This is a genomic window from Staphylococcus sp. Ze2, from assembly GCF_048568365.1.
Classification (GTDB): Bacteria; Bacillota; Bacilli; order Staphylococcales; family Staphylococcaceae; genus Staphylococcus; species Staphylococcus xylosus.
This window is the reverse complement of sequence record NZ_CP183486.1, coordinates 2,347,196-2,367,403: the sequence shown is the minus strand read 5'-3', so window position 1 is coordinate 2,367,403 and position 20,208 is coordinate 2,347,196. Positions and strand designations below refer to the sequence as shown.

At 32.2% G+C, this 20,208-nt stretch carries 23 protein-coding genes and 1 riboswitch; of the genes, 16 read left to right on the top strand and 7 right to left on the bottom strand.

All coding sequences use genetic code 11. The annotated features are described in order from the left end of the window. Positions 1 to 153: 153 nt before the first annotated feature. The 4 genes from ACM591_RS11110 to ACM591_RS11095 form a co-directional block, all read right to left on the bottom strand. The gene (locus tag ACM591_RS11110) at positions 154 to 1,449 is read right to left on the bottom strand and encodes a citrate:proton symporter (protein WP_326008546.1); all 1,296 of its coding nucleotides are present in this window, start codon (positions 1,447 to 1,449) and stop codon (positions 154 to 156) included. Positions 1,450 to 1,613: 164 nt separating this feature from the next. Next, positions 1,614 to 1,877, bottom strand: coding sequence for a hypothetical protein (locus ACM591_RS11105; RefSeq protein ID WP_029377605.1), 264 nt, complete (start codon positions 1,875 to 1,877; stop codon positions 1,614 to 1,616). 236 nt (positions 1,878 to 2,113) lie between these two features. Then, on the bottom strand, positions 2,114 to 2,650 hold the full coding sequence (locus ACM591_RS11100) for a GNAT family N-acetyltransferase (RefSeq protein ID WP_058625707.1): 537 nt from the start codon (positions 2,648 to 2,650) through the stop codon (positions 2,114 to 2,116). Between the two features lie 487 nt (positions 2,651 to 3,137). Further along, complete coding sequence (locus tag ACM591_RS11095) at positions 3,138 to 3,563, bottom strand: organic hydroperoxide resistance protein (RefSeq protein ID WP_029377603.1); 426 nt, start codon at positions 3,561 to 3,563, stop codon at positions 3,138 to 3,140. 155 nt (positions 3,564 to 3,718) lie between these two features. Here ACM591_RS11095 and aroD point away from each other — a divergent pair, with 155 nt between their 5' ends. Both aroD and ACM591_RS11085 read left to right on the top strand, forming a co-directional pair. Beyond that, positions 3,719 to 4,438 carry a type I 3-dehydroquinate dehydratase gene (aroD, locus tag ACM591_RS11090; RefSeq protein ID WP_326026124.1) on the top strand — a complete coding sequence of 240 codons (720 nt, stop codon included), beginning with the start codon at positions 3,719 to 3,721 and terminating at the stop codon, positions 4,436 to 4,438. A gap of 66 nt (positions 4,439 to 4,504) precedes the next feature. Next, positions 4,505 to 5,044, top strand: coding sequence for a nitroreductase (locus ACM591_RS11085; protein ID WP_326008785.1), 540 nt, complete (start codon positions 4,505 to 4,507; stop codon positions 5,042 to 5,044). A 352-nt stretch (positions 5,045 to 5,396) separates the two neighbouring features. On the opposite strand, the gene ACM591_RS11080 is transcribed toward ACM591_RS11085, so the two are convergent. Then, on the bottom strand, positions 5,397 to 5,717 hold the full coding sequence (locus tag ACM591_RS11080) for a thioredoxin family protein (RefSeq protein ID WP_029377600.1): 321 nt from the start codon (positions 5,715 to 5,717) through the stop codon (positions 5,397 to 5,399). A 141-nt stretch (positions 5,718 to 5,858) separates the two neighbouring features. Here ACM591_RS11080 and ACM591_RS11075 point away from each other — a divergent pair, with 141 nt between their 5' ends. From ACM591_RS11075 to ACM591_RS11040, 8 genes are all read left to right on the top strand, one after another. Next, positions 5,859 to 6,215, top strand: a complete 357-nt coding sequence (locus tag ACM591_RS11075; RefSeq protein WP_029377599.1) for an arsenate reductase family protein — start codon at positions 5,859 to 5,861, stop codon at positions 6,213 to 6,215. Positions 6,216 to 6,388: 173 nt separating this feature from the next. Next, on the top strand, positions 6,389 to 6,769 hold the full coding sequence (gene gcvH / locus ACM591_RS11070; protein WP_029377598.1) for a glycine cleavage system protein GcvH: 381 nt from the start codon (positions 6,389 to 6,391) through the stop codon (positions 6,767 to 6,769). Between the two features lie 234 nt (positions 6,770 to 7,003). Beyond that, positions 7,004 to 7,396: a toprim domain-containing protein gene (locus tag ACM591_RS11065; RefSeq protein ID WP_029377597.1), complete on the top strand. Its 393-nt coding sequence runs from the start codon at positions 7,004 to 7,006 to the stop codon at positions 7,394 to 7,396. Continuing rightward, complete coding sequence (locus ACM591_RS11060) at positions 7,393 to 7,692, top strand: thioredoxin family protein (RefSeq protein WP_029377596.1); 300 nt, start codon at positions 7,393 to 7,395, stop codon at positions 7,690 to 7,692. The genes ACM591_RS11065 and ACM591_RS11060 overlap by 4 nt, the downstream gene beginning before the upstream one ends. A gap of 54 nt (positions 7,693 to 7,746) precedes the next feature. Next, positions 7,747 to 7,852: riboswitch (SAM riboswitch) on the top strand. A gap of 86 nt (positions 7,853 to 7,938) precedes the next feature. Continuing rightward, the gene (locus ACM591_RS11055; RefSeq protein WP_017722390.1) at positions 7,939 to 8,964 is read left to right on the top strand and encodes a methionine ABC transporter ATP-binding protein; all 1,026 of its coding nucleotides are present in this window, start codon (positions 7,939 to 7,941) and stop codon (positions 8,962 to 8,964) included. Next, complete coding sequence (locus tag ACM591_RS11050; protein ID WP_107556155.1) at positions 8,957 to 9,652, top strand: methionine ABC transporter permease; 696 nt, start codon at positions 8,957 to 8,959, stop codon at positions 9,650 to 9,652. The genes ACM591_RS11055 and ACM591_RS11050 overlap by 8 nt, the downstream gene beginning before the upstream one ends. A gap of 23 nt (positions 9,653 to 9,675) precedes the next feature. Next, positions 9,676 to 10,491, top strand: a complete 816-nt coding sequence (locus tag ACM591_RS11045; RefSeq protein WP_029377595.1) for a MetQ/NlpA family ABC transporter substrate-binding protein — start codon at positions 9,676 to 9,678, stop codon at positions 10,489 to 10,491. Between the two features lie 343 nt (positions 10,492 to 10,834). Continuing rightward, positions 10,835 to 11,008, top strand: coding sequence for a VraH family peptide resistance protein (locus tag ACM591_RS11040; RefSeq protein ID WP_038678186.1), 174 nt, complete (start codon positions 10,835 to 10,837; stop codon positions 11,006 to 11,008). A gap of 617 nt (positions 11,009 to 11,625) precedes the next feature. Here ACM591_RS11040 and ACM591_RS11035 read toward each other — a convergent pair. Both ACM591_RS11035 and ACM591_RS11030 read right to left on the bottom strand, forming a co-directional pair. Continuing rightward, entirely contained in the window at positions 11,626 to 12,654 is a 1,029-nt protein-coding gene (locus ACM591_RS11035) for a hemolysin family protein (protein WP_081224896.1), read from the bottom strand. Positions 12,655 to 12,807: 153 nt separating this feature from the next. Next, a complete protein-coding gene (locus ACM591_RS11030; protein WP_058625709.1) occupies positions 12,808 to 13,656 on the bottom strand; it encodes a DUF368 domain-containing protein in 849 nt (282 codons plus the stop codon). A 364-nt stretch (positions 13,657 to 14,020) separates the two neighbouring features. On the opposite strand from ACM591_RS11030, the gene sufC reads away from it, so the two are divergent. The 6 genes from sufC to ACM591_RS11000 all read left to right on the top strand — a co-directional run bounded on the left by sufC (position 14,021) and on the right by ACM591_RS11000 (position 20,150). Further along, positions 14,021 to 14,782, top strand: coding sequence for a Fe-S cluster assembly ATPase SufC (sufC, locus tag ACM591_RS11025; protein ID WP_029377586.1), 762 nt, complete (start codon positions 14,021 to 14,023; stop codon positions 14,780 to 14,782). Between the two features lie 101 nt (positions 14,783 to 14,883). Then, positions 14,884 to 16,191, top strand: a complete 1,308-nt coding sequence (gene sufD / locus ACM591_RS11020; RefSeq protein ID WP_038678191.1) for a Fe-S cluster assembly protein SufD — start codon at positions 14,884 to 14,886, stop codon at positions 16,189 to 16,191. Positions 16,192 to 16,341: 150 nt separating this feature from the next. Then, positions 16,342 to 17,580 (top strand): cysteine desulfurase, encoded by a 1,239-nt coding sequence (locus ACM591_RS11015; protein ID WP_029377584.1) that lies wholly within the window; start codon positions 16,342 to 16,344, stop codon positions 17,578 to 17,580. Then, the gene (gene sufU / locus ACM591_RS11010) at positions 17,570 to 18,019 is read left to right on the top strand and encodes a Fe-S cluster assembly sulfur transfer protein SufU (RefSeq protein ID WP_017722381.1); all 450 of its coding nucleotides are present in this window, start codon (positions 17,570 to 17,572) and stop codon (positions 18,017 to 18,019) included. The genes ACM591_RS11015 and sufU overlap by 11 nt, the downstream gene beginning before the upstream one ends. Before the next feature lie 182 nt (positions 18,020 to 18,201). Continuing rightward, complete coding sequence (sufB, locus tag ACM591_RS11005; RefSeq protein WP_017722380.1) at positions 18,202 to 19,599, top strand: Fe-S cluster assembly protein SufB; 1,398 nt, start codon at positions 18,202 to 18,204, stop codon at positions 19,597 to 19,599. A 143-nt stretch (positions 19,600 to 19,742) separates the two neighbouring features. Further along, complete coding sequence (locus ACM591_RS11000) at positions 19,743 to 20,150, top strand: phosphate-starvation-inducible protein PsiE (protein ID WP_058625710.1); 408 nt, start codon at positions 19,743 to 19,745, stop codon at positions 20,148 to 20,150. The last annotated feature ends 58 nt before the right edge of the window (positions 20,151 to 20,208 follow it).

Here is a 20,208-nt window from a genome sequence, read left to right as displayed (position 1 = left end):
TATGTAGGATGTGCTACCATAAATATGGTCTGACACCAATTATGGTCTTGCATAACGATACTACTCACCAAAAATGGGGTTATGTCATCTATCATTTTTAGATAGGTTACATAGCCCTCATTTTATAATTTATTTTAAAAGTTTAATATGATGTTACCACGGTATAATACCTAAAATACACGCCACAAATATCATAAATAAGCTGGATCCTGCAGCCCATTTTATAACGATCCTTTGATTTTGTCCGTATTCAATATCAAGCATACCGACTAGTAAATAACCTGCGGCATATAAAGGACTAAGCACATGTAATGGTTGACCTAAAACGGACGCTCTCGCCATATCAACTTTCGAAATTCCAAATTGCTGTGCAGATTCAGCAAGGATAGGTAGTACGCCGTAATAAAATGGGTCGTTTGCCATGAAGTATGTAAATGGTCCACTTAATATGGCAGTTATTAATGCAAAATGATTACCCAAAGCATCAGGAATAATGCTAACTAAGGCGTTTGCCATTTCGTTAACCATTTTTGTACCGTTCATTACGCCTGTAAAGATACCCGAGGCAAATACTAAACTGATAACTGATAGAACGTCTCCTGCATGTTTTTTTACCACAGAATTTTGAATACTAAGATTTGGATAATTTAATAAAATTGCTACTCCAAACCAAAGCATGAACATTACTGGGATTGGCAATATACCAATTACCAAACAGACAATGAGTGAAATTGTAAGTATTGCATTTGGTATAAGCATTTTTGGTCTTTTTAACAATGAATCTTCAGATGTAATTTCTGGTTTAACGTCATTTAAATCTATATCGCTATATGAAGTAATGTGTTTTTTAGCACGTTTTCCTAGTATGAATGCAACGCCGAAAGCAAAAATAACACCTGCTACCATTGCAGGTATTATAGGAATAAATACCTCTTCAGTTGTTACTTGTAATGAGGAAATAGCTCGTGCTGTTGGTCCTCCCCAAGGTAACATATTCATAACCCCGATGGACAAAAGTGCGAGTGTTGACAGAGTGTATAAGCTCATGCCAATTTTTTTATAAAGTGGCATCATTGCTGTTACTGTGATGATAAACGTAGTTGTACCGTCTCCATCCAATGCTACCATTGAAGCTAAGATTACAGTACCAAATGCAATTTTAACTGGATCCCCTTTGACCACTTTAATGATTTGGTTAATTACAGGTTCAAATAAACCTGCGTCAATCATAACTCCGAAGTAGAGAATAGCAAATGTAAGCATGATCCCAGTCGGTGCAACTGTTTCTATTCCTTCCAGCATAAATTTTCCTAGACCAGCATAGAAACCACCAATCAAAGCGAAAATCGTTGGTAAAACAATTAAAGCTGTTAATGCAGACATTTTGCGTGTCATGATTAATATCATAAAAATAATAATCATGATAAAGCCTAATAGTGCTAAATTCATAGTGTTCTCCCCCTTATTTTATATATTATAGCGTTTTCAGAAAATTTGTAAATTTAAAAATGTGTAAAGTTATATTTATTACATTAAGAAACTATAAAAAGCTTTATGATTACAAAAAAAGTAATCATAAAGCTTCTATAAATTAAGTAGGGTATTTATTGGTATTATAAAAAACTAATTACAAAAGGTTTCCATAAAGGATAGCTTAATAAAACGAATGAAAAGATAGAGACACATAGTGCAAATATATTAGCAATACGATCACCACGTATGCCTGCATATATATTAATTAAAATAACGCCTAGGATAAATAGTCCACCGGCTAATATTGGCAGATTACCCTCTAAAACTTTATTAACTACTAATAATGGAGTAGCAAGTGTGATTAATGACAAGAACAGTGATAATAATGTTGTAGCATATTTCAAAATGTTCAGCCCTCTCTTAAATAATAAGATGAATAAAATATTTATTAATAAAATAGCACTTAACAAAAATAATATTTGTTTAGCAATATAATTGCAAGTCATTTTAAAGATTAATGGATTTGGACTATATTAATTAGTTTCTTTGAGATAGCATACAATCTATCCGTTTGCATTTAAAATTAATTACGAAATAGAGATTTAGTTACCCTATGTCAACCATTTAGCAATCACTACTGTTAAACAAATAAGTCACTGTCATTACCATCGAAATGATAAATAAGCCAATGCTCATCTACATAATAATTATCATATTTTCTAGCATGCTGTTCTAATACAAGTGTTTCAAAATTTAAGTTACTAAAAAAGACCTTGCCACTGATGTTATTTGAAATAAGTGAAGTCATCAATATTTCAATCTCTTTTTCATTACAAATTTTAAATATTTGGCGCATAAGCAAATTTGAAATTTGTTCTTTAGATGCTTGATTTTCATCTTTAACACACATATTTTCTAAAGTTGCTTTATGAGACAAGCTATAGGTTTGATGATGAATTAGTGTAACAGCGCCCATAAGTATATCCTGTTCAAAGGCGCCAAGAACGATACAATCTGTTGAGTCTGTGGATAGTAGCTTGTGTAAATCTGTATCATTTAAGCATTTCTCATTTTGTAATTTCCAGGCTAATACTTCGAGTTCTTTATTAATGCCTTGTAGTAACAAGGATTTATAAATAGAAAAATCTTCAGTTGTTAAATAGCGAATTTGCGTCATTCAATGCCTCCTAACCTCTGCAAAGTATTTTTTATAAAGAATGAATAGTTCTAGTTTGCCAATTTAATTATAATATTAAAGGAAATAATTTATTTGAGCAATACTATCTTTAATTTTTTGCAAAAATATGTGGACATTTTCAATTCAGTATGAAAAAGAATAACTTTTTATAAACATAAAAAAAATATTAATAAATATATTAAGTAAAAAATAGGCATATGATAATTGTGGTATAATATAGCGAGACACATAAATGTGAATGGAGGCATATATTGTGGGAGCTTTAATAACTATTATAGTTTCACTGGGAGTGCTAATCCTGATTTCTTTTGCAGTGTTGATTGCTTATATCTTATTTCATAGTAAAGATTAAAGAGACAACTAACTAAACATTTATTAAGCATTAAAGCATCTAGATTGCACACCAGGAATAAAAAAACAAAAAAAGCCCCCGAAAGTTCAATTAAGAATTTTTCGGGGGAATATATTAGTCAACAACTGCTACATTTAAGTCAACATCAATGTTGCCACGTGTAGCTTTTGAGTATGGACAAAATTCGTGTGCATCTTGTAAATATTTCTCAGCTTCTTCTTGAGATAATACATTTTTGACTTTTGCGTCAATTGAGACACTTAATTTAGGGCTTTCAGCTTCAGGGTCATCTTCTAAACGTACTGTTAAAGTAACTTCTGGCTCAGCGCCTCTCACTTTATTTTGTTTTAAGATTAAATCAAATGCGCCATTAAAACATGAAGCATAACCTGCTGCAAACAATTGCTCTGGGTTTGTACCTTTTTCAGCATCAGCTTGAGCTGGTGGTACAATTGCTACGTCAATTGCTTTATCGTCAGTTTGAACGTGGCCGTTACGTCCACCTGTATTTGTTGCTTTCGTTTCATAATTTACTGCCATTTTATGACCTCCTAAAAAAACTTCTAATTCATGTTTACCCAAGAAAAATAATTTAAATCATTTCACGGAGTAATTTATATGTTTTTTAATTGTATTATTTTTAGAAATTGTTATACAATAATTTAAATATTACTAAAGTAAAAGGAAGTTTAAACATGGCCAAAGTTGATATAGCTGTTACAATTGCACCTGAAAATGAACTCGAACAAGTTACAATTGAAGATTTAAAACAATATCAAGCCTCTATAGATATTATAGAACTAAGAATAGACCAGTGGTCAGTTTTTGATGAGACACATGTAGCAAAAATTGCTGAATATATATACAATTTAAACTTAAATAAAAAATTGTTAGTAACTTATCGAACGAAGACTCAAGGTGGAGAGGGTCAATTAGCAAATGATAAATACTTAAATGCGCTAGAAAAAATAATTCCATTAGATTATATTGATATGATAGATATTGAATATGAAGAAATGATGCCAATAGAAAAATACCAATCATTAATAGAATCAGCGCATCGCAAAAATTTAGAAGTTGTATTATCGCAGCATAACTTTAAAAAAACACCTAAATTGGAAGTATTAAAACGCTTATATTATAAAATGCATCAACTTGAACCAGATTATTTAAAAGTAGCTGTTATGCCTCATGATAAACAAGATGTCTTGAATCTATTAAATGCAATGTCTGAGAGTTCAGACACGGTTTCCCAACATGTTGTTGGTATAGCGATGTCTAAGCTTGGATTAATTTCAAGAACTGCTCAGGGTTTATTTGGAGGATCAGTTTCATATGGTTGCTTAGACGCACCAAAAGCGCCTGGCCAAATTCATGTTGAAACATTAAAACAACAAATTAAATTATACGAGTAGTTTGAAAATAGTGGTCGCCTGATTTATAATTGAAAATAATTATCACTAATGAAAGGGCGATAATCCATGGAACTACAAGATGCAATTGCACATCGTAGAAGTATTAAGATTTTTAAAAGAGATATGACAATAGATGATAACGCACTATACCAAGCGATACAGCAAGCAACAGATGCCCCCAATCATGGCATGAGAGAGCCTTGGAGAGTGATTCATATTGCTAAAGAACGCTTAGGTCCTATGAGTAAACAACTCTCAGAAGTTGCGTTTCCTAATTTAGATAAAAAACAAGAAAATCATTATAACACTGTTACAAATCTAGGTGGCATGCTTGCCTTAATTTTAAAAAGAGACCCTAGACAACGAGAAGATTTAGAGAATAACATGGCATTTGGAGCCTTCGCACAAAATTTAATGTTATTGTTGCATGAAGCGGGAATTGGCACGTGTTGGAAATCACCAGCATATATATTCACACCCGAAATAAGGTCGATATTTAATGTGAGAGATGATGAACAACTCGTTGGTTTCTTGTATCTCACAGATTTACAAGATGAGATGCCATATAGAAAACGTCATGTCGATCAAGTAATAGAAAAATTTTAAAGTAGTTATAGAGAATGGGTATACGAAAGTAAAAGTGAAATTTGACTTCGTATGCCCATTCCTAATTTTTATGATTATATACTCAAATGTCAAAAAGGCTTCGTCGTCATACTTTGTCAAACTCGACTAAAACTAATAGTGGCTTTATCTGATTTGAAATTCATGTTGATGGTTAAGAACCACTGATTTTCAAAAATGGAACACCTGAGTATAAACTCATGTGTAAGAACCACTAACTCAATAAATTGAGTAGTGGTTCTTTAAAAATACTACCAATATAATAATAAAGGCTGAGACAATTAATTTGTCCCAGCCGATCAAGATGAGATGAAATATCTCATTTATAAATCAATTATTTAAATGTTTCTGCTAAAAATGCTTCTACTTGTTCTGGTGATTTCGCATTAGCTGAGTGTAAGTGAGCTAATTTCTCACCATTTTTAAATACTAATAAGCTTGGGATGCCCATCACGTCGTTGTCAGCTGCAACGTCTTCCAGCTCATCACGATTAACTGTAAACCAGTCGTAATCATTGTATTTTTCTTGGATAGGGTCAATCCACATATCCATTGCTTTACAGTCAGGGCACCAGCCAGCTTCGAATTTTACAATAACAGGGTTATCACTTTGTACAGTTTCTTTAAATGCATCATTTGTATTAATAGGTTTCATAATTTTCTCCTTTTTAAAAATATTATTAAGCTTATTATAACGGACATTTTAAAGTTATAAAAAAAATCAGCTTATTTATTAGAGCGTTTTAGCAATAAATTTGATATATTAATGTTAACTAGTTATAGGAGGTACAGAATAATGATAAAATTTTACCAATATCCTAATTGTACTACTTGTAAAAAAGCAGCGAAATTTTTACAAGACTACGGTGTGAGCTTTGAACCAATCGATATAGTGCAACATACGCCCACTAAAAATGAGTTTAAAGAAATCTTAGAGGCGACAGATATCGATATAAATAAACTCTTTAATACGCATGGAGCTAAATATCGTGAATTGGGTCTTAAAGACAAAATGAGTGACCTTACTAATGATGAAAAGTTAGATTTATTATCAACAAATGGTATGTTGGTCAAAAGACCATTAGCTATTTCTGGGGATAAAGTTACAGTTGGTTTTAAAGAAGATCAATATAAGGCAACATGGTTATCTTAATTCCTCTTTTGGAAATAGAGCAATCTCTGTAAGTGAATTATAAGTAATGTATGTAAACGCTTCATTTATTGTTATGAAAACATTATAATAGTATTAACATGTTAATAAATAGTTGATTGTATGGTATGCATATGGCATCATTAATATGTAAAATCATTTAGGAGGGGATTCTCGTGGCAGTACCGAGTGAATTAAAATATTCTAAAGAACATGAATGGGTAAAAGTTGAAGGTAATACAGTAACAATTGGTATCACTGAATACGCTCAAGGTGAACTTGGCGATATCGTATTTGTTGAATTACCAGAAGTAGATGACGAAATTAATGAAGGCGACACTTTTGGTAGTGTTGAATCCGTAAAAACTGTTTCAGAACTATATGCACCTGTATCAGGTAAAGTAGTTGAATCTAATGATGAGTTAGAAGATAGCCCAGAATTCGTAAATGAATCACCTTACGAAAAAGCTTGGATGGTTAAAGTTGAACTAAGTGACGAAAGTCAAATAGATGAATTATTAACTGCAGAGCAATATTCAGAAATGATTGGCGAATAATATAACACTGAACTCCATGATATAACTATCTTGGAGTTTTTTCATACCATTGAGGATTATTGAAGATTTATCAATTTTATAAGTCTAACAAGTTCACCTCAACTTAAAATAATGATAAATTATGTTTGTAATAATAAGAAATATTTTAACTATGTAAATTATGTTTATTGTCACTACGGATTGTGAAGAACTAAGTAGAAAAGATTTACTATCAACATTTAGAGGGTGGATGTCATGACGATACTGAACCAAGTAATTGTTGTCGAAGGAAAGTCAGACAAGAAGCGTGTCAAACAAGTGATTGATCAGCCAATAGAAATTATTTGCACGAATGGAACGATGGGTGTAGATAAATTAGACGAAATGATTGATACTTTATATGACAAACAAGTGTATATTCTTGTTGATTCGGATGATGAAGGTGAAAGAATACGAAAATGGTTCAAACGCTATTTAAGTGAAAGTAGACATATAAGAGTAGATAAACAATATTGCGAAGTCGCTCGTTGTCCTAAACCATATTTATCTAGAGTATTGGAAAAACATGGTTTTATAGTTAAGGATGAAGAAAAGGTGGCGAAAGCAAGATTGGATTATATAGCTGAGAGGGTAAGTTTATTAACATGAATGTAACAAGTGAACAACGCGTTGACGTCAATAAATATATAAATGAAGATAAGTATCTTATCTTTGGTTATACACCAACATGTGGGACATGTAAGGTTTCTGAACGTATGCTAGATATTGCTAATGATATTTTGCAATTACCTATAATAAAAATGGACTTAAACTTTCATCCTGATTTTAGTCAAATGTATGAAATTCAATCTGTACCAGTTTTATTAGTAATGTCAAAAGGTGAAGAGCAAAAAAGGATTTATGCATTTCAATCGGTGCCTTATTTGTTAGAAAATTTAAAATAGTTATTGACGAAATATTAGTACGATGGTAGGATTAAAAATAATTAAATAATGAAACTCTTATCACGAGAGGTGGAGGGATGTGCCCTACGAAGCCCGGCAACCGTCTTTAATAGAAATGGTGCCAATTCACATAAAGTTTTAAAACTTTAGAAGATGAGAGAAGCGATTTTGCTTTCTCTATACTTCGGTGAACATAGAGAAAGCATTTTTTTAATTGAAGGATTAGCAACACAAGGAGGAAACAGAATGATTGAGTTAAATCAAATAGTCAAAAAGTACAAAACGAAAAAACAGGACGTACTGGCTGTAGATCATGTTGATTTAAGTATTCAATCAGGCTCGATTTTTGGAGTAGTTGGTTTTTCAGGTGCGGGGAAAAGTACTTTAATTAGACTTTTAAATAATCTCGAACAACCAACTTCAGGAGACGTCATTATCGATGGAGATACAATTGGTAAGCTATCAAAATCACAGTTAAGAAAAAAGCGTCAAAAAGTGAGCATGATATTTCAACATTTTAATTTACTATGGTCGCGTACTGTATTAAATAATATTACATTTCCATTGGAAATAGCGGGTGTGCCTCGCCGTGAAGCAAAACAACGGGCAAAAGAATTAGTAGAACTTGTTGGACTGAAAGGTAGAGAAAGTGCGTATCCTTCAGAACTGTCAGGTGGTCAAAAACAACGTGTCGGCATTGCGCGAGCGTTAGCAAACGAACCAACTGTATTGCTTTGTGATGAAGCGACAAGTGCATTAGATCCTCAAACAACAGATGAAATTTTAGAATTATTATTGAAAATTAAAGAAGAAAGAAATTTAACAATTGTAATCATCACACACGAAATGCATGTCATTAGACGCATATGTGACGAAGTAGCTGTTATGGAAAACGGTCGTGTGATTGAACAAGGTCTAGTTTCCACAGTTTTTGAGAATCCACAACATGCGGTTACAAAACGTTTTGTTAAAGATGATTTAAATGATGATTTTGATAAATCTATTAGCGACTTAGTGTCACTTAATGAAGATGATTATGTTGTTCGTTTGAATTTCACAGGGAATAATACCACGCAACCTCTCGTGTCATACATAACGAAAACGCATAACATCGATGTGAATATATTAGAAGCTAATATTAAACATACAAAAGATGGTTCACTTGGTTTCTTAGTAATTCAATTGAGCGATGTAAATTCAGAAAAATTCGAAAAGTTTAAAAATGATTTAGAAGCACAGCATGTGTCAGTGGAGGTGTTAAGACATGGGTAATTCATTGAGTGACATCCTCCGCGAGATGTTTACAATGCCAAACGTCAGTTGGGACGAAGTTTGGTTAGCGACATACGAAACAATTTATATGACAGTTATTTCGACAATTTTTGCCTTTGTACTAGGCTTAATATTAGGTGTTTTACTCTTTTTATCAGCTAAAAGCAAATCACCTATAGCGAGAGTTTTCTATACTGTTGTTTCATTTATAGTTAACTTGTTTAGAGCGATACCATTTATTATTTTAATCTTATTGTTAATTCCGTTTACAAGTTTAGTCTTAGGCACGATTAGTGGTCCAACAGGAGCATTACCAGCTTTAATCATTAGTGCGGCGCCTTTCTATGCCAGACTTGTAGAAATTGCATTTAAAGAGATTGATAAAGGCGTTATTGAAGCAGCTTGGTCAATGGGTGCCACTACTTGGACAGTAGTCAAAAAAGTATTATTACCTGAAGCGATGCCAGCATTAATTTCAGGTATTACTGTCACAGCGATTGCTTTAGTAGGATCTACTGCAGTAGCCGGTGTTATTGGTGCAGGTGGCTTAGGTAACCTAGCTTATTTAACAGGTTTCACCAGAAATCAAAATGACGTTATTTTTGTTTCAACAATTTTAATCCTTATTATTGTGTTCATCATTCAATTTATTGGTGATTGGGCTACTAATAAAATTGATAAGAGATAATCTTAAAAAGGGGGACTTTTTATATGAAAAAATTATTTAGCTTAGCTTCTGTACTTGTATTAGCGCTTGTTTTAGCAGCTTGTGGAAATAGTGGTGGCAGTGAAGATAAAAAAATTACAGTAGGTGCTTCTCCAGCTCCTCATGCTGAAATTTTAGAAAAAGCCAAGCCATTATTAAAAGATAAAGGCTATGATTTGAAGATTAAAACAATTAATGATTATACAACACCGAATAAATTATTAGATAAAGGTGAATTAGACGCAAACTTTTTCCAACATACACCTTACTTAAAAACTGAGAAAAAAGATAAAGGATATAAAGTAGAATCAGCAGGTAATGTTCATTTAGAACCAATGGCTGTTTATTCTAAAAAATATAAGAGTCTAAAAGATTTACCAAAAGGTGCCACTGTTTATGTTTCTAATAATCCAGCTGAAGAAGGCCGTTTCTTAAAATTCTTCCAAGATGCAGGATTAATTAAAATAAAAGATGGTGTGAAGATTGAAGATGCTAAATTTGATGATATCGTAGAAAACAAAAAAGATATCAAATTTAATAATAAACAATCTGCAGAATACTTACCGAAAATTTATCAAAATGAAGATGCTGATGCAGTAATTATCAACTCTAATTTTGCAATCGATCAAAAATTAAGTCCTAAAGATGATTCTATTGTATTAGAGAAAGCGAAAGACAATCCTTACGCTAATTTAATTGCTGTTAAAGAAGGACATAAAGATGATAAAAAAATCAAAGCATTGATGGAAGTATTACAATCTAAAGAAATTAAAGATGAAATCGATAAAAAATATGATGGTGCCGTAGTTCCAGCAAAATAATATCGAAATAGTTATCATCCCCTTTGCCTTAATGGTTAAAGGGGATTTTTGTGTGTTCTTTGTTAAAGACTCTATAAAAATAAAAAAGCACTAGCTATTCACTAGCTTGAATAGTTAGTGCTTTTCTGAGATTTTGAGTATTTATTAGATGAATTTAACTCATATTATTAATTAATTGAACTATTTAAAAAGTGACAACAGTGTTAGTTTTATCTACTTTATTACATGTTATCATTGAATTATCGACAACATTGAATCGATGTCGTTTTGACATTTTAGCTATTTGTAAGTTAAAACGCATCTTATTAATAAATAAAATTTAAATATTAAGGAGTGAATTGAAGTGAGCCTAAAAGAAATGTGGAATTATTTATTAAACAAGAAGTGGCGAACTAATGATGTATTATCAATTATAGCCTGTATGTTTGTTGTGAGTATGGTTACAACACCATTGGTTGGGGTACCAGTAGGTGCTATCGTCTATTTACTTTGGTTTGATAAAAATTTCAAAAAATAAGTCGAAATTAATTAGTATTTAGATTTAATACTAACAGAAAGTGTAATAAAGTATTTCCTAGCAGTTAAGTTTGAATTAAACAATTCTAAGGTGTAAAATATAATTAAGTTATAATTAATATATTTGCTAAGTTAAATGCCAAAGGTACCATTGTTACTTTGAAAATTTAATGTTATTAGTTTCCAATTGTTAATTTTAACTGTGATGGGAGAGCTTAAAATAATTAGAGACATAGATTTTCTTATAGCTCTATTTATTGATATATCACATGTATGGAATATCATTTTCGCTATTGATATTTTATCATTTTTAAACCCGACAATTATGTTATATGCATTTTCATTTCAATATAGATGAAAACGTGTATAAGTTATGTGTCGGGTTTTATTTGTGATACTATACTTGATAAAAAATTAGATGAATCTTCTCGTGGACTAAAATCATAGAAATCAATTTTTGCATTAACGATTCCATATATTAATCTAACCCTAACAGATTTATCTAGCTGAAACTTTAGTATTTCTTTTAAAATTTTAACCACAACTATTGATAGTTAAATACATAAAAAAACCGAGACATACATTTATGCCTCGGAATCATTTGTACTTATTTGATTATTACGATTGATCGTATTCGTCTTTAATATCACCGACAATGTTTTCTAAAATATTTTCCATTGTAATAATACCAAGGGGGGTTTGATGTTCGTCTTCCACTAGAGCTATATGAATTTGGTGAGACTTCATTTGCTCTAAGACTTGATGGTATTTTGAATTTAATTTGATTTTAAGAATTTTGTGAGTAATATCATTAAGCGAGTTGATATCATTACTTAATAGATCTTTTGCATGTATATAACCTACAATTTGTGTAGTGGTGTCTTTAATTACTGGAAATCTTGTGTAATTTGCATTACTTACGTATGCTTTAGTTTCGTCAATATTACTATTGATATCAACAACTGAGACTTTTTCAAGTGGCAAGTAGCCGTCTACAATTTTCATTTCATCGAACGCGAAAGCACGATTTATGTGTGTTAACTCATTTTCAGAAATTTCTCCGCCTTCATGACTTTCTTTAATTAATAGTTTTAATTCTTCTTCTGAATGATATAATTCACTTTCTTTAGCAGGTTGCATACCAAACATTTTTAAAATTAATCTTGCCGAGCCGTTAAGAATATAAATAAATGGATAAAATAATTTGTAAAACATGATGATTGGCTTAGCGATAAATAATGTGATTTGTTCGGCTTTTTGAATTGCAATTGTTTTAGGTGCCATTTCACCGACAACCACGTGTAAATAAGTTGCAATTACAAACGCACTAATTAATGTGAATATATGAATCATTGTTTCTGAAAGACCTAAACTACTAAAAATAGGATGTAATAAAAACTCAAAGGTAGATTCACCGACCATTCCAATACCTAAAGCTGTAATCGTAATACCAAGTTGACAAGCAGCTAAATATTCATCTAAGTGTGAAACTACTTTTTGTGCGGCAACTGCTTTCTTATTGTCTCCGTTCGCAAGTGAGTTAATCCTAGATGTTCGAACTTTAACGATTGCGAATTCTGTCGCCACAAAGAACGCGGTTAATATCAATAATAAAATAAATATAAATAAACTAATAATGGTTCCCAAAAATTAATTAATTCCTCCGATATGTTTGTTATTCAATCATTTCTGATTGGTATTCTATTATATAAAAAGTACAGGTTTATAGCTAGTGTAAAGAATTACTTTATGTGAAATAAGGTGGTTGAACGATAAATGTAATACAAAATAAAAAAATCATTAGTCATCTGCTGTAATTTTTCCTAATTTATAACTAATAACAAATCCTAATATAAGTGTAATGATTGAAATTATCCAAATTATAAATGTGCCAGGTAGACCTGGGAACACTGCATAAAGTGAGCCAACTACAAAACCTATAATAAGGGCATATGTGAGAAAAGTATAATAAGATAGTAAATACTGAATTAATTTACTCGAGAATAAAAATCCGCAAATAACACCAAACCCTACTGTTAATAAAATAGGTATTGCCGCAAAGTTTAATGACATAAATTCTGAAATAGCAAACATTACTGTGCCATAAACCCCAAAGACGAGTAACATGAATGAACCTGATATTCCAGGTAATAACATTGCACTAGAGGCACACATACCCGCAATAAAATATTTAATCACTAAACCAGAATTTAATGTTAAAGTTTCTCCAGCATGTTTGTCTCCGTTATTGAGTAATGTAATAACTACTATAATAACGATACCTAATACTAATAATATATAATGCAGTGTATTAAATGTTTGTTTGAATTTAGACGTTTTCAATAGGTAAGGAATAATTCCTCCGATAAGACCAACAAAAAAGAACATTGTTGGGATCGTGTGTGTACTTAGTAAGTAATTAATGAGTTTACTTAATACTCCAATTGCGATAACCATACCCAGACCTATAGGTATTAAGAATTTCAAACTTTCCCAAAATCGTTTTGAAAAAATGCCGCTAATGGAACGTATGAAATCATCATAGATACCTAGTAACAGTGCAATTGTCCCACCGCTTACGCCAGGGACTAAATCAGTCGTACCCATTGCAAAACCTTTCCATAAATTAGACCATTTAATTTTTGACATATCTTTCTCCTTTTTTAATAATGTAGTAATGATATTAGCATAAAAAAGTGAAATACAATATTATAAACACAAAGAAACTAAATGATGTAGATACCATATTTATAATGCGAAAAAACATGGAAAAGAGACTCTAATGTATTGAGAACATTAAGGTGGCTTTTATCATTTACAAAAATCATAGTATTATTATCGAAAATTATTGTGTTTTAATAACGATTTTAATTTAGCACTAGAAAAGGTTTATATTCGTATATAACTACGTTATAATTAGATGATGTAACAAGTGCTCAGTCTTTTGACTGTAGATTAAAATTATTATAAACTAGATAGGAAAAACATATCATATAATACGGAGGGAATATGTATGCCATCAACATTAGAAATTAAGGACCTACATGTGTCTATAGAAGATAAAGAGATTCTAAAGGGTGTTAATTTAACAATTAACACAGGTGAAATACACGCAGTTATGGGACCAAACGGTACTGGTAAATCAACATTATCATCAGCAATCATGGGCCACCCAAGCTACGAAGTAACAAAAGGGGAAGTAATCTTAGACGGCGTTAATATCTTAGAATTAGAAGTTGACGAACGTGCAAAAGCTGGTCTTTTCTTAGCAATGCAATATCCATCAGAAATCACTGGTGTAACAAATGCAGACTTCATGCGTTCAGCAATAAATGCTAAACGTGAAGAAGGTGAAGAAATCAATTTAATGCAATTTATCAAAAAACTTGATAAAGAAATGGATTACTTAGATATCGATCAAGATATGGCACAACGTTACTTAAATGAAGGTTTCTCTGGCGGTGAGAAGAAACGTAATGAAATTCTTCAATTAATGATGTTAGAACCAAAATTCGCAATTTTAGATGAAATTGACTCAGGTTTAGATATTGATGCATTAAAAGTTGTTTCTAAAGGGATCAACCAAATGCGTGGAGACGAATTTGGCTCATTAATTATCACGCACTATCAACGTCTATTAAATTACATTACGCCTGATCATGTTCACGTTATGTATGGCGGTAAAGTAGTTACTTCTGGTGGTCCAGAATTAGCTAAGCGTCTTGAAGAAGAAGGTTACGAATGGGTTAAAGAAGAGTACGGTGCTACAGAATAAGTCTCAACTCATATGAAACATATTAATTTAGATGAAGATTTAAGGTCTTGATTTATACCGATGAATTAAATCATACAATCATCAAATGGGAGGAAAAAAGTATGACGACTGAAACTTTGAACATTTCTGAAGCGCAACTAGTTGAATATTCACAAGCCCATAATGAACCTACTTGGCTAACAGAATTACGTAAAGAAGCGTTAAAATTAACTGAAACTTTAGAAATGCCAAAACCAGATAAAACAAAAATTAACAGATGGGATTTTGACTCATTTAAGCAACATGAAACTACAGGTAGCGTATATCAAACGTTAGAAGAATTACCAGAAGCAGTAAAAGATATTATCGATATAGATAATTCTGAAAATTTGATTATTCAACATAATAATACATTGGCTTTTACTAAAGTTTCTGATTCTGCAAAAAATGATGGCGTTATCGTTGAAGGTTTATCTGAGGCTTTAGTTAACCATCCAGATTTAGTAAAACAATATTTCATGAATGAAACTGTAACTGTTGATGAACATAGATTAACAGCATTACACACTGCATTATTAAACGGTGGCGTATTTGTATATGTACCTAAAAATGTGGTTGTAGAACATCCAATTCAATACGTTGTCTTACACGACGATGAACAAGCAAGTTTCTACAATCATGTCCTTATTAGTACAGAGGAAAGTGCAGAAGTGACATACGTTGAAAACTATCTATCAAATGCTAGCGGTGAAGGTAGCCAGTTGAATATCGTCTCAGAAGTAAATGCAGGAGCAAACTCAAAAATCACTTATGGTTCTGTAGATTATTTAGATAAAGGTTTTACTGGTCATATCATTCGTCGTGGTGTTACGCAAGCAGATGCGACAATTAATTGGGCACTTGGACTTATGAATGAAGGTAGCCAGATTATTGATAATACAACAAACTTAATTGGTGATCGTTCAGAAAGTGAATTAAAATCTGTTGTAGTAGGTACAGGTAGTCAAAAAGTTAATTTAACATCAAAAATTGTTCAATATGGTAAAGAAACAAATGGCTATATTTTAAAACATGGTGTTATGCTTGAAAGTGCCTCAACCGTATTTAATGGTATTGGATACATCAAACACGGTGGCGCTAAATCAAATGCTAACCAAGAATCTCGTGTATTGATGTTATCTGAAAATGCGCGTGGGGATGCTAACCCAATCTTATTAATTGATGAAGATGATGTAGAAGCAGGACACGCAGCTTCAGTTGGCCGTGTAGACCCAGAGCAATTATACTACTTAATGAGTCGTGGTATTTCTCGTCAAGAAGCAGAACGCTTAGTTATCCATGGTTTCTTAGATCCAGTGGTTCGTGAACTACCAATTGAAGATGTTAAACGTCAATTACGTGACGTAATTGAATTAAAAGTAAACAAATAGACTTTAAATTGAAGTTAGGACAATAGTAATGAGAACGGGAAGTCCAATTTTGACCGTAACGATAAAGAAAGTATAACGATCTATCAATTGTGACTGAACCTTTGCTAAGGTCTGCATATTGATTTTAATAAAGGAAGGCCTGTGAGTAATTTGACTGAAACTTTAAATGTTACTGAAATTATAGAAGATTTTCCAATCCTCAATCAACAAGTTAATGGCAATCGCTTGGCTTATTTAGATACAACCGCTACTAGCCAGACACCCGTGCAAGTTATTGATGCAATGGCTGATTATTATAAACGTTATAATTCAAATGTACATCGTGGTGTACACACATTAGGGTCATTGGCAACAGATGGTTATGAAAGTGCTCGAGAAACAGTGAGACGCTTTATAAATGCAAAATACTTTGAAGAAGTCATTTTCACTAGAGGTACAACAGCATCAATAAATATTGTCGCTCATAGTTATGGTGATGCTAACATTTCAGAAGGCGATGAAATTGTAGTCACTGAAATGGAACATCATGCTAATATCGTGCCATGGCAACAATTAGCTAAGCGCAAAAATGCATCGTTGAAATTTATCCCAATGACTGATGATGGTGAATTAGCGATTGAAGATGTAAAAGCTACAATTAATGATAATACAAAAATTGTAGCTATCGCCCATGTATCCAATGTACTTGGCACTATTAATGACATAAAAGCTATTACAGAAGTTGCACATGAACATGGTGCAATTATTAGCGTAGATGGTGCACAAGCTGCGCCTCACATGGCATTAGATATGCAAGCATTAGATGTTGATTTTTACAGCTTTAGTGGTCATAAAATGCTCGGACCAACAGGGATTGGCGTTTTATACGGTAAACGCACGTTACTTAATAAAATGGAACCAATTGAATTTGGCGGAGATATGATCGATTTTGTAGGCAAATACGAAGCTTCATGGGCTGACTTACCTACTAAATTTGAAGCTGGTACACCATTAATAGCTCAAGCAATTGGCTTAGCTGAAGCGGTAAGATATATTGAAAACTTAGGTTTCGAAAAGATTCAGCAACATGAAACAGCATTAACACAGTACGCTTACGACAAGATGTCAGAAATAGATGGTATTGAAATTTATGGACCTGCGAAAGAAAGACGCGCTGGTGTTATTACATTCAATATGACTGATGTTCATGCGCATGATGTAGCAACTGCGGTAGATACTGAAGGTGTGGCTGTAAGAGCCGGACATCATTGTGCACAACCACTTATGAAGTGGTTGAATCAATCTTCTACAGCACGTGCAAGTTTTTATATTTATAACACGCAAGAAGATATTGACCAACTCGTCGAAGCGTTGAAACAGACGAAGGAGTTTTTCTCATATGAATTTTAATAATTTAAATCAATTGTATCGTTCAGTGATTATGGACCATTATAAAAGCCCAAGAAATAAAGGTACTTTAGATAATGGTTCCATGACCGTCGACATGAATAATCCAACGTGTGGGGACCGCATTCATCTTACGTTTGATATTGAAGATGGTTTCATAAAAGATGCTAAATTTGATGGGGAAGGCTGTTCAATTTCCATGTCTAGTGCTTCAATGATGACTGAAGCGGTAAAAGGTCATTCTCTAGCAGATGCTATGAAAATGAGTCAAGAATTTTCCAAAATGATGCTTGGTGAAGATTATGAAATCAGCGAAGATATGGGCGATATCGAAGCTCTACAAGGCGTCGCTCAATTCCCTGCGCGTATTAAATGTGCCACGTTAGCATGGAAAGCACTCGAAAAGGGTACAGTTGAAAAAGAAGGCAATACTGAAGAGTAGGATTAAACTGAAGTTGATGCATTGACAATGTGTAAAATTCCATTCAAACTAGGGATTACAACATGATATTTAATGTAGCTAAAGGTTTAATATATTGCCTATTTAAATAGCATATAAAAAGTAAATACACAAAATGATTTTTGCACGTAAGTCGTTTTTAATATATAAAAGGAGTGATTTAAATGGCTAAAAAAGCACCTGATGTTGGAGATTATCAATATGGTTTTCATGATGAAGATGTTTCCATTTTTAGATCAGAACGTGGTTTGACGGAAAATATTGTCCGTGAAATTTCAAGCATGAAAGATGAACCAGAATGGATGCTTAACTATAGATTGAAATCATTAAAACAATTCTACAAAATGCCGATGCCACAATGGGGTGGAGATTTATCTGAATTGGACTTCGATGATATCACTTACTATGTTAAACCATCTGAAAATACAGAACGTTCATGGGATGAAGTACCTGAAGAAATCAAACGTACGTTTGATAAATTAGGTATTCCTGAAGCAGAACAAAAATACCTTGCTGGTGTTTCTGCACAATATGAATCTGAAGTTGTTTATCATAATATGGAAAAAGAACTTGAAGATAAAGGAATTATCTTTAAAGATACAGATAGTGCATTAAGAGAAAACGAAGAGTTATTCAGACAATATTTCTCAACAGTTGTGCCTGCAGCTGACAACAAGTTCTCAGCATTAAACTCAGCTGTTTGGTCTGGTGGTTCATTTATTTATGTACCTAAAAACATTAAATTAGATACACCATTACAAGCATATTTCCGTATTAACTCTGAAAATATGGGACAATTTGAACGTACATTAATCATCGCTGATGAAGGTGCATCTGTTAACTATGTTGAGGGTTGTACAGCTCCTGTTTACTCAACGAGCTCTCTTCACTCAGCAGTAGTTGAAATCATCGTTCATAAAGATGCACATGTTCGTTACACAACAATTCAAAACTGGGCAAATAACGTTTATAACTTAGTTACAAAACGTACGCTAGTTCATGAAAATGGTAACATGGAATGGGTTGACGGTAACTTAGGTTCTAAATTAACAATGAAATATCCAAACTGTGTATTGATGGGTGAAGGTGCCAAAGGTAGCACATTATCTATTGCATTTGCAGGTAAAGGACAAGTACAAGATGCTGGTGCTAAGATGATTCATAAAGCGCCAAATACTTCTTCAACAATTGTTTCTAAATCTATTTCTAAAGATGGCGGTAAAGTTGTTTATCGTGGTATCGTTCATTTTGGACGTAAAGCTAAGGGTGCACGTTCAAACATCGAATGTGATACTTTAATCTTAGATAATGAATCGACTTCAGATACAATTCCATATAACGAAGTATTCAATGATAATATCTCTTTAGAACATGAAGCGAAAGTTTCTAAAGTATCTGAAGAACAATTATTCTACTTGATGAGCCGTGGTATTTCTGAAGAAGAAGCGACTGAAATGATTGTAATGGGCTTCATTGAACCATTTACAAAAGAATTACCGATGGAATATGCGGTAGAGATGAACCGTTTAATTAAATTTGAAATGGAAGGTTCAATCGGCTAAATTTAACCATTGAAATCACCATTTGATAATATTAAAAGCACGAAATGATACTAAATTGATAGCATTTATCTTTAAATGTTGTTAAAATTACATATCATTTCGTGTTTTTTATTTTGAAAAATAATATTTATCGGGGAAGTTTAATGGTAAATAATAAAAAGAATGCTGCAGAAATCTTTAGTATGTTTTTAATGTTAATATTAAATATGTTTATTGCAACAATAGCATTAATATTGGTTATCTTTCTATTTAAAGAATGTATTAGCATGATTAATGAGATATTTATAAGTAATAGTAATGTTCAATATGATTATATGATTGAAAAACTTTTAATCTCATTCTTGTATATTGAGTTTATACTATTAATTGTTCAGTATTTTAAGAAAAATTATCACTTTTCAATGCAATATTTTATTTATGCTGCAATCACAGCAATTGTGAGATATATTATTGTAGATCATCATAGTGCGTCTACAACGATTGGCTTAGCCATTGCTATTATAGTATTGGTATTTTCACTTTATTTTTTAAAAAGATTCTCATTAGATTAACTTATTTCTAACATTTAAACATTTTTAATTTTGAGAATAACAAAATGCAATGAATTAA